General features: G+C 59.7%; 14 protein-coding genes and 1 pseudogene (1 of these 15 cut by a window edge). 12 read left to right on the top strand and 3 right to left on the bottom strand.

The annotated features are described in order from the left end of the window. The 4 genes and pseudogenes from ACIOVD_RS12920 to ispD all read left to right on the top strand — a co-directional run. Nucleotides 1-1,499: pseudogene (locus ACIOVD_RS12920) on the top strand (CTP synthase) (it extends 123 nt beyond the left edge of the window). 242 nt (nt 1,500-1,741) lie between these two features. Then, the gene (eno, locus tag ACIOVD_RS12915; RefSeq protein ID WP_095166820.1) at nt 1,742-3,031 is read left to right on the top strand and encodes a phosphopyruvate hydratase; all 1,290 of its coding nucleotides are present in this window, start codon (nt 1,742-1,744) and stop codon (nt 3,029-3,031) included. 170 nt (nt 3,032-3,201) lie between these two features. Then, the gene (ftsB, locus tag ACIOVD_RS12910; protein WP_027619031.1) at nt 3,202-3,480 is read left to right on the top strand and encodes a cell division protein FtsB; all 279 of its coding nucleotides are present in this window, start codon (nt 3,202-3,204) and stop codon (nt 3,478-3,480) included. Beyond that, the gene (ispD, locus tag ACIOVD_RS12905) at nt 3,477-4,190 is read left to right on the top strand and encodes a 2-C-methyl-D-erythritol 4-phosphate cytidylyltransferase (RefSeq protein WP_401128043.1); all 714 of its coding nucleotides are present in this window, start codon (nt 3,477-3,479) and stop codon (nt 4,188-4,190) included. The genes ftsB and ispD overlap by 4 nt, the downstream gene beginning before the upstream one ends. 73 nt (nt 4,191-4,263) lie before the next feature. On the opposite strand, the gene ACIOVD_RS12900 is transcribed toward ispD, so the two are convergent. Further along, nucleotides 4,264-5,160 (bottom strand): LysR substrate-binding domain-containing protein, encoded by an 897-nt coding sequence (locus tag ACIOVD_RS12900; protein ID WP_095166824.1) that lies wholly within the window; start codon nt 5,158-5,160, stop codon nt 4,264-4,266. Between the two features lie 106 nt (nt 5,161-5,266). Between ACIOVD_RS12900 and ACIOVD_RS12895 the strand changes: the two genes are divergently transcribed. From ACIOVD_RS12895 to rpoS, 8 genes are all read left to right on the top strand, one after another. Next, entirely contained in the window at nt 5,267-6,379 is a 1,113-nt protein-coding gene (locus ACIOVD_RS12895; RefSeq protein WP_095166826.1) for an S-(hydroxymethyl)glutathione dehydrogenase/class III alcohol dehydrogenase, read from the top strand. An 89-nt stretch (nt 6,380-6,468) separates the two neighbouring features. Next, on the top strand, nt 6,469-7,314 hold the full coding sequence (gene fghA, locus ACIOVD_RS12890; RefSeq protein ID WP_401128040.1) for an S-formylglutathione hydrolase: 846 nt from the start codon (nt 6,469-6,471) through the stop codon (nt 7,312-7,314). A gap of 42 nt (nt 7,315-7,356) precedes the next feature. Next, a complete protein-coding gene (gene ispF / locus ACIOVD_RS12885; RefSeq protein WP_095166830.1) occupies nt 7,357-7,830 on the top strand; it encodes a 2-C-methyl-D-erythritol 2,4-cyclodiphosphate synthase in 474 nt (157 codons plus the stop codon). After that, nucleotides 7,827-8,885, top strand: a complete 1,059-nt coding sequence (gene truD, locus ACIOVD_RS12880) for a tRNA pseudouridine(13) synthase TruD (protein ID WP_401128036.1) — start codon at nt 7,827-7,829, stop codon at nt 8,883-8,885. The genes ispF and truD overlap by 4 nt, the downstream gene beginning before the upstream one ends. Next, nucleotides 8,873-9,622, top strand: coding sequence for a 5'/3'-nucleotidase SurE (gene surE / locus ACIOVD_RS12875; RefSeq protein WP_159994049.1), 750 nt, complete (start codon nt 8,873-8,875; stop codon nt 9,620-9,622). Before truD ends, surE begins: the two co-directional genes overlap by 13 nt. 41 nt (nt 9,623-9,663) lie before the next feature. Further along, nucleotides 9,664-10,299, top strand: coding sequence for a protein-L-isoaspartate(D-aspartate) O-methyltransferase (locus ACIOVD_RS12870; protein ID WP_174244610.1), 636 nt, complete (start codon nt 9,664-9,666; stop codon nt 10,297-10,299). Nucleotides 10,300-10,510: 211 nt separating this feature from the next. After that, the gene (locus tag ACIOVD_RS12865) at nt 10,511-11,368 is read left to right on the top strand and encodes a peptidoglycan DD-metalloendopeptidase family protein (protein WP_095166837.1); all 858 of its coding nucleotides are present in this window, start codon (nt 10,511-10,513) and stop codon (nt 11,366-11,368) included. Nucleotides 11,369-11,472: 104 nt separating this feature from the next. Continuing rightward, entirely contained in the window at nt 11,473-12,477 is a 1,005-nt protein-coding gene (rpoS, locus tag ACIOVD_RS12860) for an RNA polymerase sigma factor RpoS (RefSeq protein WP_095166839.1), read from the top strand. Nucleotides 12,478-12,985: 508 nt separating this feature from the next. On the opposite strand, the gene fdxA is transcribed toward rpoS, so the two are convergent. Further along, nucleotides 12,986-13,309, bottom strand: a complete 324-nt coding sequence (gene fdxA, locus ACIOVD_RS12855) for a ferredoxin FdxA (RefSeq protein ID WP_095166841.1) — start codon at nt 13,307-13,309, stop codon at nt 12,986-12,988. Nucleotides 13,310-13,449: 140 nt separating this feature from the next. Next, nucleotides 13,450-16,029: a DNA mismatch repair protein MutS gene (gene mutS / locus ACIOVD_RS12850; protein ID WP_095166843.1), complete on the bottom strand. Its 2,580-nt coding sequence runs from the start codon at nt 16,027-16,029 to the stop codon at nt 13,450-13,452. Nucleotides 16,030-16,186 lie beyond the last annotated feature (157 nt).

The raw sequence follows: 16,186 nt of genomic DNA, 5'->3' as shown, positions 1-16,186 counted from the left end.
ACGTCGACCCGGGCACCATGAGCCCGTTCCAGCACGGTGAAGTTTTCGACCCTCACGACGGCGCCGAGACCGACCTGGACCTGGGCCACTACGAGCGGTTCATCCGCACGACCATGACCCAGAACAACAACTTCACCACTGGCCGTGTCTACGAGCACGTGCTGCGCAAAGAGCGCCGTGGTGATTACCTGGGTGCAACCATCCAGGTGATCCCGCACATCACCGACGAAATCAAGCGCCGCATCATCAAGGGTGCTGGCGACGCTGACGTGGCGATGGTCGAGATCGGTGGCACCGTGGGTGACATCGAGTCGCAACCGTTCCTGGAAGCCATCCGTCAACTGCGTTTCGAAGTCGGCGCCAAGCGCGCGATGCTGATGCACCTGACGCTGGTACCGTACATCGCCACCGCAGGCGAAACCAAGACCAAGCCAACCCAGCATTCGGTCAAGGAACTGCGTTCCATCGGCCTGCAGCCGGACGTGCTGGTCTGCCGTTCCGATCACCCGATCGACCTGTCTTCGCGTCGCAAGATCGCGCAGTTCACCAACGTTGAAGAACGTGCGGTGATTGCCCTGGAAGACGCCGACACCATCTACAAGATCCCGGGCATCCTGCACTCCCAGGGCCTGGATGATTTTGTCGTCGAGCGTTTTGGCCTGCAATGCGATAGCGCCGACCTGTCCGAGTGGGAAGCGGTGGTCGATGCCAAGCTGAACCCGGAACACGAAGTCACCATCGCCATGGTCGGCAAGTACATGGAGTTGCTGGACGCGTACAAGTCGCTGATCGAAGCGATGAGCCACGCCGGCATCAGCAACCGGACCAAGGTCAACTTGCGCTACATCGACTCCGAAGACATCGAGAACCAGGGCACTGCGCTGCTCGAAGGTGTCGATGCGATCCTGGTACCAGGCGGTTTTGGCCTGCGTGGCGTGGAAGGCAAGATCACCGCCGTGCAGTACGCTCGCGAAAACAAAGTGCCGTACCTGGGTATCTGCCTGGGCATGCAAGTGGCGGTCATCGAGTTCGCCCGTAACGTGCTGGGCTGGAAAGACGCCAACTCCACCGAGTTCGATCGCGCCAGCGGTCACCCGGTCGTGGGCCTGATCACCGAGTGGGAAGATGCCACCGGCGCTGTTGAAACCCGCACCGAGTCCTCCGATCTGGGCGGCACCATGCGTCTGGGTGCCCAGGACTGCCTGCTGGAAGCCGGCTCGCTGGTTCACGATTGCTATGCCAAGGACGTGATCGTCGAGCGTCATCGTCATCGCTATGAAGTGAACAACAATCTGCTGCCACAGCTGATCGAAGCCGGCCTGAAAATCTCCGGTCGTTCCGGCGATGGCGCCCTGGTTGAAGTGGTTGAAGCACCGGATCATCCATGGTTCGTCGCTTGCCAGTTCCACCCGGAGTTCACCTCGACTCCGCGTGACGGCCACCCGCTGTTCAGCGGTTTCGTCAAGGCAGCATTGACTCAGCACCAGAAAAAAGCCTGACGCGCCAAGGCGTGAATTCGCGATGTGACCCATGGGCTGCCAAGGCCCGTGGGTTGCCGCGATTACGCCGCTGGCCGTTGCTGGATGATTGGCTGAAAGTTTTCCAACGCAGAAGCCGCGTTACCTGGGTTTCTGCGTCTTGTTGGCGCTGGATTGTCAGCGTCGACAAACAGTAATGTGACCCACAAGTTATAAATCGATCGGTATACAGCGTTTTCGTCAACTTTGGAGTGTTTACAACAATGGCAAAAATCGTCGACATCAAAGGTCGTGAAGTTCTCGACTCCCGTGGCAACCCCACCGTCGAAGCGGACGTGCTTCTCGATAACGGCATCATCGGCAGCGCTTGCGCGCCGTCCGGTGCTTCCACTGGCTCGCGTGAAGCGCTCGAGCTGCGTGATGGCGACAAGAGCCGTTACCTGGGCAAAGGTGTGCTCAAGGCCGTAGCCAACATCAATGGCCCGATTCGCACCGCGCTGCTGGGTAAAGACCCGGTTGACCAGAAAGCCCTCGACCGCATCATGATCGAGCTCGACGGTACCGAGAACAAAGGCAGCCTGGGCGCCAACGCGATCCTCGCCGTCTCCCTGGCTGCGGCCAAGGCAGCAGCCCACGATCAGGATCTGCCGCTGTACGCCCACATCGCTAACCTGAACGGTACCCCGGGTGTCTACTCGATGCCGGTGCCGATGATGAACATCATCAACGGTGGCGAGCACGCTGATAACAACGTCGACATCCAGGAATTCATGGTGCAGCCGGTTGGCGCCAAGTCTTTTTCGGAAGGCCTGCGCATGGGCACCGAGATTTTCCATCACCTCAAGGCTGTACTGAAGGCCCGTGGCCTGAGCACTGCAGTGGGTGACGAAGGTGGTTTCGCGCCAAACCTGGCTTCCAACGAAGACGCTTTGAAAGTCATCTCCGAAGCCGTAGCCAACGCCGGTTACACCCTGGGCACCGACGTGACCCTGGCACTGGACTGCGCGGCGAGCGAATTCTACGAAGACGGCAAGTACAACCTGTCCGGCGAAGGCCAGGTGTTCACCGCTGAAGGTTTCGCTGACTACCTCAAAGGCCTGACCGAGCGTTATCCGATCATCTCGATCGAAGACGGCCTGGACGAGTCCGACTGGGCTGGCTGGAAGATCCTCACCGACAAGATCGGCGAGAAGACCCAACTGGTGGGCGACGACCTGTTCGTGACCAACACCAAGATCCTGAAAGAAGGCATCGATAAAAAGATCGCCAACTCGATCCTGATCAAGTTCAACCAGATCGGCACCCTGACCGAGACCCTGGAAGCGATCCAGATGGCCAAGGCCGCTGGCTACACTGCCGTGATCTCGCACCGCTCCGGCGAAACCGAAGATTCGACCATTGCCGACCTGGCTGTGGGCACTTCGGCAGGCCAGATCAAGACCGGTTCGCTGTGCCGTTCCGACCGCGTTTCCAAGTACAACCAACTGCTGCGTATCGAAGAGCAATTGGGTGGCAAAGCCAAGTACAACGGCCGCAGCGAATTCCGCGGCTAAGCTTGGTGGAGTAAAAAGACACCGGATTGTGTCGAAAAAATCGCATTAGCGGGTTTTTTGCCACTAGTCTGATGCCTTAGAGTACGAGCCTGGTTCTTCCAGGCTTCGTGCTATCAGACGCTTCAAAGTGTTGGCATGGCTGTTTTTTTTCAGTGGATACCTGATATTCGATGCGCAGTCCCTATTGGTTGTTTCTTGTCTTGCTCTTGCTCCTGGGGGGGTTGCAGTACCGCCTGTGGGTGGGAAACGGCAGCCTGGCACAGGTGGCCGACCTGACTCAGCAAATTGCCGATCAGCAGGCTGAAAACCAGACGCTGCTGGAGCGCAACCGGGTGATGGACGCCGAAGTGATGGAGCTGAAAAAAGGCATGGAGACCGTTGAAGAGCGGGCTCGCCATGAGTTGGGCATGGTCAAGGACGGTGAAACCCTTTACCAGCTGGCTCAATGATGAATAGCTTGCCGGCCTTCTGGGCCGTGATTCCTGCCGCGGGTGTCGGTGCCCGTATGGCAGCCGACCGTCCCAAGCAGTATCTGCAATTGGGCGGACGCACAATTCTTGAACACAGCCTTGGCTGTTTCCTTGATCACCCGGCCTTGAAGGGGCTGGTGGTTAGTCTGGCAAACGATGATCCTTATTGGCCGAACCTGGCCTGCGCTGCCGACCCGCGCATTCAGCGGGTGGACGGTGGCGAAGAGCGTTCGGGGTCGGTACTCAATGCCTTGTTGCACCTGCATGCGCAGGGGGCTGGCGATGAGGATTGGGTGTTGGTCCATGATGCGGCACGGCCGAACCTGACTCGTGATGATCTCAACAAGCTGCTGTCGGAGCTGGCGGATGATCCGGTGGGTGGGCTGCTGGCCGTGCCAGCGCGTGACACCCTCAAGCGGGCGGACAAACACGGCCGGGTGCTTGAGACCGTTGACCGGAGTTTGATCTGGCAGGCGTATACGCCGCAGATGTTTCGCCTGGGGGCCCTGCATCGGGCGTTGGCCGATAGTCTGGTGGCGGATGTCACGATCACTGACGAGGCTTCGGCGATGGAGTGGTCGGGGCAGGCGCCGCGCTTGATCGAAGGGCGGGCGGATAACCTCAAGGTGACGCGGCCTGAGGATCTTGAGTGGTTGCGGTTGCGTTGGGGGCAGCGCGGGGGGCTGTAGGTGTCGGGGCTGCCGGAGGCAGCGCTCGAAGATTCAGTCCTCATCCCGTTGAGTAATGGGTATCGGCAGCAGGCTAGCTGCTGTACTCCGGCCGTTTTGCCAACCCTTCTTTAAGAAAATCGACCAATTTGCGCACCTTCGGCGACAGATGTCGTTGCTGTGGGTACAACGCCCAGACCGCGGTGTTCGGTGGCTGGTGGGCGTCGAGTAGCGACACCAGGGCGCCACTGGTCAGGTGTTCCAGCACGTAGTAGTCCGGGAGTTGGCACAGGCCAACGCCCTGGAGCGCGGCATCGAGGACGGCTTGCCCGCTGTTGCAGCGCCAGTTGCCTTGGACTCGCTGGGAAAACTCGCGGCCGTTCTGTTCCAGTTGCCAAAGGTCCGAACTGCCGATGAGGCAGTTGTGCCGGCTCAGTTCCGACAGGCTATGGGGGCGTCCATAACGCTCAAGGTAGGAGGGGGAGGCGCACAGGTACATGCGCCGTGGTGCCAGGCGGGTGGCCACCAGGCGCGAGTCCTGCAGGCGGCCAAGGCGAATGGCCAGGTCGAGGCCTTCGTGGACCAGGTCCAAGGGGCGGTTACTCAGTTCGATGTCGACCCGCAGCTGCGGGTAAAGCCCCATGAAGCCGGTCACCAGCGGCACGATGAAGCGCTCGCCGTACGCCACGGCACAGGTCATGCGCAGCATGCCCTTGGGTTCGCTGGTCAGGTCGCCGACGGCGCGCAAGGCCTCTTCGCGTCCGTCCTGCAGCCGTTGGCAATGTTGCAGGAAGGTTTGTCCAGCCTCGGTGAGGGTCACCCGGCGCGTGCTGCGGTAGAGCAGGCGGGTTTGCAGGCGTTCTTCCAGGCGTACGATTTGTCGACTGACGTGGGAGGAAGAGACTCCCAGGCGTTCAGCGGCGGCGGTGAACTGGCTGCATTCGGCGACGGCGACGAACTCGTCGATGCCTTCCCAGCGGTTCTCGGACATTCTGATTATCCCTGTATGGCAATAATATTTTGCATTTGTCTCGATTATTCATCGGATGGCCGTGTATTACACTCCCGGTCTCGTTTTAATTCGCTGGAGAGTCAGGATGATCAAGTCGCGCGCTGCCGTTGCCTTCGAGGCCAAGAAACCCCTGGAGATCGTTGAGGTCGATGTCGCCATGCCCAAGGCCGGTGAAGTGCTGTTGCGCGTGGTCGCCTCCGGCGTTTGCCACACCGACGCCTACACCTTGTCGGGTGCCGATCCGGAAGGCATCTTCCCGTCGATCCTCGGTCACGAAGGTGGCGCGGTTGTCGAAGCCATTGGCGAGGGCGTGACCTCGGTGGCCGTGGGCGATCATGTGATTCCGCTCTACACCCCGGAATGCGGCCAGTGCAAATTCTGCAAGTCGGGCAAGACCAACCTCTGCCAGGCGATCCGTGCGACCCAGGGCAAGGGCCTGATGCCGGACGGCACTACTCGCTTCTCCTACAAAGGCCAGCCGATTTTCCACTACATGGGGACCTCGACTTTCTCCGAGTACACCGTGCTGCCGGAAATTTCCGTGGCCAAGATTCCTAAAGAGGCGCCGCTGGAAAAGGTCTGCCTGCTGGGCTGCGGCGTGACCACCGGGATTGGTGCGGTGCTCAACACTGCCAAGGTCAAGCCGGGCGATACCGTGGCCATCTTTGGCCTGGGCGGCATCGGCCTGTCGGCCGTGATCGGTGCGGTCAAGGCCAAGGCCGCGCGCATCATTGCGATCGACATCAACCCGGGCAAGTTCGAGATCGCCAAGCAGTTGGGTGCCACCGATTGTGTGAATCCGAAAGATTTCGACCGTCCGATCCAAGAGGTCATTGTCGACATGACCGATGGCGGCGTGGACTTTTCCTTTGAGTGCATAGGCAATGTCCAACTGATGCGTGCGGCACTGGAATGCTGCCACAAAGGCTGGGGCGAGTCGGTGATCATCGGCGTGGCCGGCGCTGGCCAGGAAATCGCCACCCGTCCGTTCCAGTTGGTCACCGGGCGCGTATGGCGCGGGTCGGCGTTTGGTGGGGTGCGCGGTCGCAGCGAATTGCCAAGCTATGTGGAAATGGCCCAGACCGGCGAGATTCCACTGGACACTTTCATCACCCACACCATGGGCCTGGAAGACATCAACAAGGCTTTTGACCTGATGCATGAAGGCAAGAGCATTCGCACCGTCATCCACTTTTAAGCGCAGCGCCAAGCGCCAAGCTGTAAGCGGCAAGCGGGTGTCCCTCTCTTGCGGTTCACAGCTTGCGGCTTGAAGCTGGGAGTACTCCCATGAGTCTGGAAAACATCTCATGCCAGAAGAGCTTCGGTGGCTGGCACAAACGCTACAGACATCACTCCCAAGTGCTGGGTTGCGACATGGTGTTTGCCGTGTACCTGCCACCCCAGGCGGAGCAGGGTGGCAAGTTGCCGGTGCTGTATTGGTTGTCGGGCCTGACCTGCACCGATGAGAACTTCATGCACAAGGCCGGTGCCATGCGCCTGGCGGCCGAGCTTGGCTTGATCATCGTGGCACCGGACACCAGTCCGCGTGGTGCCGATGTGCCGGGGGACCCTGAGGGTGCCTGGGACTTTGGCCTGGGGGCCGGGTTTTACGTGAATGCCACCCAGGAACCCTGGGCCAAACACTATCGGATGCACGACTACGTGGTGCAGGAATTACCGGCATTGGTCGAGGCGCATTTCCCGGCCTCGGACAAACGCGGCGTCAGCGGTCACTCCATGGGTGGCCACGGTGCGCTGGTGTGCGCACTGCGTAACCCGGGGCGCTACCAGTCGGTCTCGGCGTTCGCGCCGATCAACAACCCAATGGATTGCCCGTGGGGTCAGAAGGCGTTTTCGCGCTATCTGGGTGAAGAGCGTTCGAAGTGGCGAGAGTGGGATGCTACGGTGCTGATCAGCGAAGCCAGCGAACAGCTGCCACTGCTGGTCGACCAGGGTGATCGGGACGACTTCCTCGCCACCCAACTCAAGCCTGAAGCCTTGCAGCAGGCAGCCAAACTCGCCGGCCATCCGCTGACCTTGCGCTTGCAACCGGGCTACGACCACAGCTATTTCTTCATCGCCAGCTTCATCGATGACCACTTACGGCATCACGCGCACGCCCTAGGCGCCTAAAGCAGGTAGAATCACGCCCTGACTCAATCAGGGCGTTTTTTTATGCGTATTGGCCACGGCTACGATGTGCACCGTTTTGCTGAAGGCGATTTCATCACTCTGGGCGGCGTGCGGATTGCACACAGCTTCGGGCTGCTCGCCCACTCCGACGGCGACGTATTGTTGCACGCGTTGAGCGATGCCCTGCTGGGTGCTGCGGCACTGGGCGATATCGGTAAACACTTCCCCGATACCGACCCCCAGTTCAAGGGTGCTGACAGCCGTGTGCTGTTGCGTCATGTCGTTGCGCTGATTCACGCCAAGGGTTGGAAAGTCGGCAACGTCGACAACACCATCGTCGCCCAGGCGCCGAAAATGGCTCCCCATATCGAAGCGATGCGCGCGCTGATTGCCGCCGATCTTCAAGTTGAACTGGATCAAGTGAACGTGAAAGCTACCACCACCGAAAAACTCGGCTTTGTCGGTCGCGAAGAAGGCATTGCCGTGCATTCCGTTGCCTTGTTGCTGCGCCCATGAACGAAGCGCAATTGCTCGGCCCGCGTGCCTACGGCGAACCCCTCGGCAGCGCCGTACTGAAAGCCATCGCGGAAGATTTCCAAGTCGATGAAGTGCTCGATATTCCGCTGACTGGCGATGGTGAGCACCTGTGGATCTGGGTGGAAAAACGCGGCCTGAACACCGAGGAAGCGGCACGGCGCATCGCCAAGGCCGCCGGCGTGCCCTTGCGCACCGTCAGCTATGCTGGTCTGAAGGATCGTCAGGCGCTGACCCGACAGTGGTTCAGCGTGCAATTACCGGGCAAGGCCGATCCGGATTTGTCGGCGGCTGAAAACGACACCCTGAAAATTCTCAAGACCGCCCGGCACAAGCGCAAGCTGCAACGGGGCGCGCATTCGGCCAACGGTTTTACCTTGCGCCTGACCCAGTTCGCCGGTGACAAAGAGGCGCTCGAAGCGCGTCTGCAACTGATCGCCAAGCAGGGCATTCCCAATTACTTCGGTGCACAACGTTTCGGCCATGACGGTGGCAACGTGGTGGACGCGCGTGCCTGGGCGGCACGCAAGGCCTTGCCGGAGCAGCGCAATGTGCGTTCGCGGTTGCTGTCCACCGCCCGTAGCTTTCTGTTCAATCAGGTGCTGGCGGCGCGTGTTGCCGACGGTAGTTGGCAGCGCGCTCAGGTTGGCGACTTACTGGCCTTCACCGACAGCCGCAGCTTTTTCCCGGCTGGCGAAGCGGAGTGCAGTGACCCGCGCCTGGCGATCCTCGACCTGCATCCGACCGGGCCGCAATGGGGCGAGGGCGATTCACCTGCCGCTGGTGCGACTCATGAGCTGGAGCAACGGATCGCCACGAACGAAGCGGACCTGCGCGATTGGCTGGTAAACGCCGGAATGAGCCATGAACGACGCATCCTGCGGCTGCCCATTGGCGGGTTGACGTGGCATTATCCTTCGCTGGACATTCTGCAACTGGAATTCGTCCTGCCGGCCGGATGCTTCGCCACCGTATTGGTGCGTGAACTCGTTGATCTGGTGCCGGTGGGGCAGACGGACAGCCCATGCGTATTCTGATTTCTAACGACGACGGGGTAACCGCACCCGGTCTCGCCGCGCTTTATGCTGCGCTGGCGGATTACACCGAGTGCGTGGTTATCGCCCCGGACCAGGACAAGAGCGGCGCCAGCAGTTCGCTGACGCTGGACCGTCCGCTGCACCCGCAAACCCTGGCCAACGGCTTTATCAGCCTGAATGGCACGCCGACCGATTGTGTGCACCTGGGCCTCAACGGCTTGCTCGAGCGCGAGCCGGACATGGTGGTTTCCGGGATCAACCTGGGTGCCAACCTGGGGGACGACGTGCTGTATTCCGGTACGGTGGCGGCGGCACTCGAAGGGCGCTTCCTCGCCAAGCCGTCCTTTGCGTTTTCCCTGGTCTCGCGGCAGGTGGATAATTTGCCGACAGCGGCCTACTTTGCGCGCAAACTGGTGGAAGCTCATGCCGAGCTGAATCTGCCGCCGCGCACGGTGTTGAACGTGAACATTCCGAACCTGCCGCTGGACCACATCCGGGGCATTCAACTGACCCGCCTGGGCCACCGGGCACGCGCTGCGGCACCGACCAAGGTGGTCGACCCACGCGGCAAGTCCGGCTACTGGATTGCTGCGGCCGGCGATGCGGAAGATGGTGGGCCGGGTACGGATTTCCATGCCGTCATGCAGGGGTATGTCTCCATCACCCCGCTGCAGCTCGATCGCACCTTCAATGATGCCTTTGCCAGTCTCGATGGCTGGCTGGAGGGGCTGCGCTGATGGCTCGCGAGCAAGACGATATGCTGCGCCGCGGGATCGGGATGACTTCCCAGCGGACCCGTGAACGCTTGATCCAGCGACTTTATGAAGAAGGCGTGAGCAACGCCCAGGTCCTGGAAGTGATCCGCCGTACACCGCGCCATCTGTTTGTCGATGAAGCGCTGGCCCACCGAGCCTACGAAGACACGGCCTTGCCGATTGGCCACAACCAGACCATTTCCCAGCCTTATATGGTGGCACGCATGAGCGAGCTGCTTTTAGAGGCGGGGCCGTTGGACAAGGTCATGGAGATCGGTACCGGTTCCGGCTATCAGACGGCCGTGTTGTCGCAACTGGTGGAGCGGGTGTTTTCGGTCGAGCGGATCAAGGTCCTGCAGGATCGGGCCAAAGAGCGCCTGGTGGAATTGAACCTGCGCAACGTGGTGTTTCGCTGGGGCGATGGTTGGGAAGGCTGGCCGGCACTGGCACCTTACAACGGCATTATCGTCACGGCGGTGGCGACCGATGTGCCCCAGGCATTGCTGGATCAGTTGGCGCCAGGAGGGCGTCTGGTGATTCCGGTTGGGTCAGGGGAGGTTCAACAATTGTTGCTGATCATCCGCGAGGAACAGGGGTTTTCCAGGCGTGTCCTGGGCTCGGTGCGCTTCGTCCCGTTGCTTAACGGGCCATTGGCCTGAGCATTTGTTCAACGGCGCTGAATTCTCTTCGATTACCTTGGTCTTACAGCGGCAAGGATGGCTTCAACGTCGTTGTACTACCGCCAGTAAACGCGGGGCTGTATCGATTTCGTTTTGCCGACGGTAATGCGCCAGCGGCCAGTTATACTTGCGACACTTCATGCCTGAACCAGGCATCTACTATTTTCAGCCACCAGAAAGGGAGCGGCGGGTGAGTCTCAAAGTCATTGCGCAGCGTATTGGTACAAAAAGCTTTCAGTGCCTGGTGACTGGCCTTGTCTTGAGCTCATTGCTGGTCGGTTGCTCCAGCACCAAGTCGAGTGACGTGCGGGTTGTCGATCGCAACAGCACGGCCGCCCAGCGTCCTGCCGTTACCACCGGCCAGTACGTAGTCCGTCGCGGCGATACCTTGTTTTCAATCGCTTTCCGCTACGGCTGGGACTACAAAGCCCTCGCCGCGCGCAACAACATTCCTACGCCTTATACGATACATCCGGGTCAGACGATTCGCTTCGATGGGCGCTCGGGTTCAACGCCGACCCCGGTCGTAACGTCCTCCACCACCAACTCTTCGTCTTCCGGAAAATTCACGGTTACTCGCCGTCCGGCTTCGGCGACCGGCACCAGTACGGCCACTGCTGCACCGTCTACTGCCAGCAAGCCCGCGCCGGCGCCATTGCCTCCAGCGGGGCCCGCTCCCACAGGATGGGGTTGGCCATCTAATGGCATTCTTATTGGAAAATTCTCTTCAAACGGTAGTTTGAATAAAGGAATTGATATCGCCGGAGATTTGGGACAGCCTGTTTTAGCTGCGTCTGATGGGACTGTCGTTTACGCCGGGAGTGGCTTGCGGGGCTACGGTGAATTGGTCATTATCAAACACAGCGATACCTACGTCAGTGCCTACGGTCACAACCGCAGGCTGTTGGTTCGGGAGGGGCAGCAGGTCAAGGTTGGGCAGACAATTGCCGAAATGGGGTCAACGGGTACGGACCGGGTGAAACTGCATTTTGAGATTCGCCGACAAGGTAAGCCAGTAGATCCGCTGCAATTCCTGCCACGTCGTTGATTTGTTACCAGCCTGTTCCTTCACGTAGAGGAACAGGCTCCAGCGTTGCCAAGGATAAAGGCGCCGCTTGAGCTTGAGGTCGAACTCACCAAAGGACTATAACAATGGCTCTCAGTAAAGAAGTGCCGGAGTTTGACATCGACGATGAGGTTCTCCTGATGGAGACCGACGTCGCATCGGATCAGACGTCGAATGAGGGGTCTGCTACACCTTCAGTTCGCGCAAAATCCAAACACTCCGCCTCACTCAAGCAACACAAGTACATTGATTACACACGGGCGCTAGATGCTACCCAGTTGTATCTCAATGAAATCGGCTTTTCCCCCCTGTTGTCCCCGGAAGAAGAAGTTCATTTTGCGCGCCTGTCGCAAAGTGGAGATCCGGCCGGGCGTAAACGCATGATTGAAAGCAACTTGCGACTGGTGGTGAAAATCGCCCGACGCTACGTCAATCGTGGGCTGTCATTGCTCGACCTGATCGAAGAGGGCAACCTTGGGCTGATCCGGGCAGTGGAAAAGTTTGATCCGGAGCGTGGCTTCCGCTTTTCGACCTACGCAACCTGGTGGATTCGTCAGACCATCGAGCGCGCGATCATGAATCAAACCCGGACCATCCGGTTGCCGATTCATGTGGTCAAAGAGCTGAATGTCTACTTGCGGGCCGCCCGAGAGCTGACACAAAAGCTCGATCATGAACCCTCACCCGAAGAAATCGCCAACCTGCTGGAAAAACCGGTGGGAGAGGTCAAGCGCATGCTCGGCCTGAACGAGCGGGTTTCTTCGGTCGACGTCTCGTTGGGTCCGGATTCGGATAAAACCCTGCTGGACACCCTGACTGACGACCGCCCTACCGATCCCTGTGAGCTGCTTCAGGATGATGACCTGTCACAGAGTATCGATCAGTGGCTGTGCGAATTGACCGACAAGCAACGAGAGGTGGTGATTCGCCGCTTCGGCTTGCGCGGCCATGAGAGCAGCACGCTGGAAGACGTTGGCCTGGAAATCGGACTGACCCGCGAACGGGTCCGGCAGATCCAGGTTGAAGGACTGAAACGTCTGCGTGAAATTCTCGAGAAAAATGGATTGTCGAGCGAGTCTTTGTTCCAGTAGCAGGAACCCCAGTACTCGATCAGCAAAAACCCCGGCATCTCGGGGTTTTTTGTGCCCGCGATTTCACCACGTGTTTAGCAGGGAGAGTATCCCGGGTGCTTTCCCGGGTTGCTGTAAGCCGTGGCTTACTCTTTCGTAAGTGTTCGGTTTTTATGCTTGCTGGATGAATGCTGTTGCTCAGTAATACATTTTTTAACATCTTGTTTTATAAGTAATTAATTATTAGCGCAGGCACTTCTACACCTACTGTTTAAGCCTAAGCGGTGATTGTGATTGCTGGCGAAGCCTTTAATATCAGCCCTGTGTCGACGGATAGACACAGCCATCAAGGATGATGGTCAAGGAACATCGCAAGGACGTGATTCATCAGGACGATGAAAAGGAACACAGGGACTAGGGAAAAAATGTGGGCGGGTCATACCGCCCCTTTTTTTTGCCAGCTGAAAAGTACCGCGCTCCAAAATGCAAAAAGGCCCGCGAAGGGCCTTTTTTGAGCGTGCAGCGAAGATCAGCGAACCAGGTCTTTGATCTTGCCTTTGACGCCATCAAATTCCGCTGCGTCTGGCAGCGAATCTTTCTTCTCAGTGATGTTGGGCCAGATTTCGGCCAGTTCAACGTTCAGCTGAATGAATTCTTGCATCTCGTCCGGAACTTCGTCCTCGGAGAAGATGGCCACAGCAGGGCATTCCGGCTCGCACAGGGCGCAGTCGATGCACTCATCCGGGTGAATCACCAGGAAGTTCGGGCCTTCGTAAAAGCAGTCCACCGGACAGACTTCTACGCAGTCGGTGTACTTGCACTTGATGCAGTTGTCGGTGACGACGAAGGTCATTTCTAATTCTCTCCTCAGGCGGCGTGCTGCGCCCCTTCACGGTGGGGTCGCCAGGTTTGGGAGCGCTTGCCTGCAGACCAGGCTAATAGCCTGCAGCACCCCAAACCGCGCGAGATTCTAACAGCTTGCAGGCAACAGCGTTAGATCCGTGTCTTCAGTGTATAGAGCATTTCGAGTGCACGACGTGGTGTCAGGTCATCCAGATCGAGTTTTGCCAGCTCATCCAGCACCGGGTGGGGCAAACTGGCGAACATGTCGCTCTGCTGCGGTGCTGCCGGTTTGCCTTTGGCTGGAGCCGGGACTTCATGGGGCAGGCTGGTGGTTTCCAGGCGGCTCAAGTGCTCTCGGGCGCGCAGGATGACCTCTGTGGGCACGCCCGCCAGTTGTGCCACCGCCAGGCCGTAGCTCTGGCTGGCGGGGCCAGGCAGCACGTGGTGGAGGAAAACGATGCGCTCGTTGTGTTCGGTGGCGTTGAGATGCACGTTGGCCACCAATGGCTGGGCTTCCGGCAGCACCGTCAACTCGAAGTAGTGGGTAGCGAACAGCGTGTAGGCGCGCAGTTGGGCCAGGCGCTCGGCCGCTGCCCAGGCCAGGGACAAGCCGTCGAAGGTGCTGGTGCCACGGCCCACTTCGTCCATCAGCACCAGGCTGCGTTCGGTGGCATTGTGCAGAATGTTCGCGGTTTCGCTCATTTCCACCATAAAGGTCGAGCGCCCGCCTGCAAGGTCGTCACTGGAGCCGATCCGGGTGAAGATCCGGTCCACCAGCGACAACTCACAGCTGGCCGCCGGCACGAAGCTGCCGATGTGCGCCAGCAACACGATCAGTGCAGTCTGGCGCATATAGGTGGATTTACCGCCCATGTTCGGCCCGGTGATCACCAGCATCCGGGTGTTGTCGTCCAGGCTCAGGTCGTTGGCCACGAACGGGGTGCTCAGCACTTGCTCGACCACTGGGTGGCGGCCCTGACTGATGCGCATGCACGGCTCGCTGACGAAACGCGGGCAGTTCAGATCAAGGTTCAACGCGCGTTCGGCCAGGTTGCTCAGCACATCCAGCTCGGCCAGTGCCGCTGCAGTGTCCTGCAAGGGTGGCAATTGGCTGATCAAGTCCTCGAGCAGGGCTTCATAAAGCATTTTCTCGCGAGCCAGCGCTCGGCTCTTGGCCGACAGTGCCTTGTCTTCGAATGCCTTGAGTTCCGGCGTAATGAAGCGCTCGGCGCCCTTGAGCGTCTGCCGCCGAATGTAGTCGGCGGGGGCCTGTTCGGCCTGCTTGCTCGGCAGTTCGATGAAGTAGCCGTGAATCCGGTTGTAACCGACCTTCAGGTGGGACAGGCCGGTGCGCGCCTTTTCCCGGGCTTCCAGGTCGATGAGGAACTGGCCGGCGTTCTCGCTCAGCGATTGCAGCTCGTCGAGCTCGGTGTCGTACCCGGTTTTCAACACCCCACCGTCGCGGATCACTGCGGGCGGGTTGTCGATGATGGCTTTTTCCAGCAGCGCCGCCAGTTCGGGATAGGTGCTGGTGGTCACGGCCAGTTGGTTCAGGTGCGGCGCTTCCAGTTCGCTCATCGCCACTTGCAGTTGCGGCAGGGCGCCGAGGGCGTCACGCAGGCGTGCCAGGTCGCGCGGGCGAGCGTTGCGCAGGCCGATCCGCGCCAGGATTCGCTCTATGTCGCCGATCTCCTTGAGCTGCGGTTGCAGTTTCTCGAAGCGATAGCCATCCAGCAGGCAGGTGATCGAACTCTGCCGCGCCTGTAGCACCTGCAAGTCGCGCAACGGGCGGTTCAGCCAGCGGGTCAGCAGGCGGCTGCCCATGGCAGTCTGGCAACGATCGACCACCGATTGCAGGGTGTTATCGCGGCCACCGGCCAGGTTGGTGTCCAGTTCCAGGTTGCGTCGGCTCGCGCCGTCCAGCACCACGGTGTCGTCCAGGCGTTCATGCCGCAGGCTGCGCAAGTGCGGCAGGGCGGTACGCTGGGTTTCCTTGGCATAGCTCAGGAGGCAACCGGCAGCGCCGATAGCCAGGGTCAGGTTCTCGCAGCCAAAACCCTTGAGGTCCTGGGTGGAAAATTGCTGGCACAGGCTCTTGAACGCCGAATCTCGCTCAAAATCCCACGGCGCGCGACGACGAACGCCACGCCGTTTTTCCGCCGGCAGGTCTTTTGGCCAGTCATCCGGGATCATCAGTTCCACCGGGTTGACCCGTTCCAGCTCGGCCAGCAGGTTTTCCCAGCCTTTGATTTCCAGCACCGTGAAGTTGCCGCTGGTGATGTCCAGTACGGCCAGGCCGAACAGGCGCTCGTCACCCAGCACAGCAGCGATCAGGTTGTCGCGCCGTTCGTCCAGCAACGCCTCGTCGCTGACGGTGCCGGGGGTGATGATGCGCACCACCTGGCGATCCACCGGCCCTTTGCTGGTCGCCGGATCACCCACCTGCTCACAGATCACTACTGATTCGCCCAGCTTGACCAGCTTGGCGAGGTAACCTTCGGCGGCATGGTAAGGAATCCCACACATCGGAATCGCCTGGCCGGCCGACTGCCCACGCGCCGTCAGGGTGATGTCCAGCAGCTTGGCGGCTTTCTTCGCGTCTTCGTAGAAGATCTCGTAGAAGTCACCCATGCGATAGAACATCAACTGGTCCGGGTGCTGGTTCTTCAGGCGCCAGTACTGCTGCATCATCGGGGTGTGGGAGGACAGGTCGGAAAGTGCTTTATTCATCGGGTAATCAGGCGGATTCATTCAAAGGGGTGGGTAAAGGAGGGCGTTGCCCAGGCCTTTGCGCGATGGGCGCAAGGTTACCATGGGCGGCTCCGCACGACCCAGGGATGAACGCCAAGTGGGGGTGTTTTGCGAATCTGAAGGGCAATTTATGCGA

This window comes from Pseudomonas sp. NPDC087626, assembly GCF_044743405.1.
In the GTDB taxonomy this organism is placed as follows: Bacteria; Pseudomonadota; Gammaproteobacteria; order Pseudomonadales; family Pseudomonadaceae; genus Aquipseudomonas.
This window is presented reverse-complemented; position numbering and strand designations above follow the sequence as displayed.

Bases quoted from the DNA above. Each gene is read 5' to 3' on its own strand.
- mutS (WP_095166843.1), bottom strand. From the start codon at position 16,029: ATGAATAAAGCACTTTCCGACCTGTCCTCCCACACCCCGATGATGCAG.
- truD (WP_401128036.1), top strand. From the start codon at position 7,827: ATGAACGAAGCGCAATTGCTCGGCCCGCGTGCCTACGGCGAACCCCTC.
- fghA (WP_401128040.1), top strand. From the start codon at position 6,469: ATGAGTCTGGAAAACATCTCATGCCAGAAGAGCTTCGGTGGCTGGCAC.
- eno (WP_095166820.1), top strand. From the start codon at position 1,742: ATGGCAAAAATCGTCGACATCAAAGGTCGTGAAGTTCTCGACTCCCGT.
- ACIOVD_RS12870 (WP_174244610.1), top strand. From the start codon at position 9,664: ATGACTTCCCAGCGGACCCGTGAACGCTTGATCCAGCGACTTTATGAA.
- ftsB (WP_027619031.1), top strand. From the start codon at position 3,202: ATGCGCAGTCCCTATTGGTTGTTTCTTGTCTTGCTCTTGCTCCTGGGG.
- rpoS (WP_095166839.1), top strand. From the start codon at position 11,473: ATGGCTCTCAGTAAAGAAGTGCCGGAGTTTGACATCGACGATGAGGTT.
- fdxA (WP_095166841.1), bottom strand. From the start codon at position 13,309: ATGACCTTCGTCGTCACCGACAACTGCATCAAGTGCAAGTACACCGAC.
- ACIOVD_RS12895 (WP_095166826.1), top strand. From the start codon at position 5,267: ATGATCAAGTCGCGCGCTGCCGTTGCCTTCGAGGCCAAGAAACCCCTG.
- ACIOVD_RS12900 (WP_095166824.1), bottom strand. From the start codon at position 5,160: ATGTCCGAGAACCGCTGGGAAGGCATCGACGAGTTCGTCGCCGTCGCC.
- ispF (WP_095166830.1), top strand. From the start codon at position 7,357: ATGCGTATTGGCCACGGCTACGATGTGCACCGTTTTGCTGAAGGCGAT.
- surE (WP_159994049.1), top strand. From the start codon at position 8,873: ATGCGTATTCTGATTTCTAACGACGACGGGGTAACCGCACCCGGTCTC.
- ispD (WP_401128043.1), top strand. From the start codon at position 3,477: ATGATGAATAGCTTGCCGGCCTTCTGGGCCGTGATTCCTGCCGCGGGT.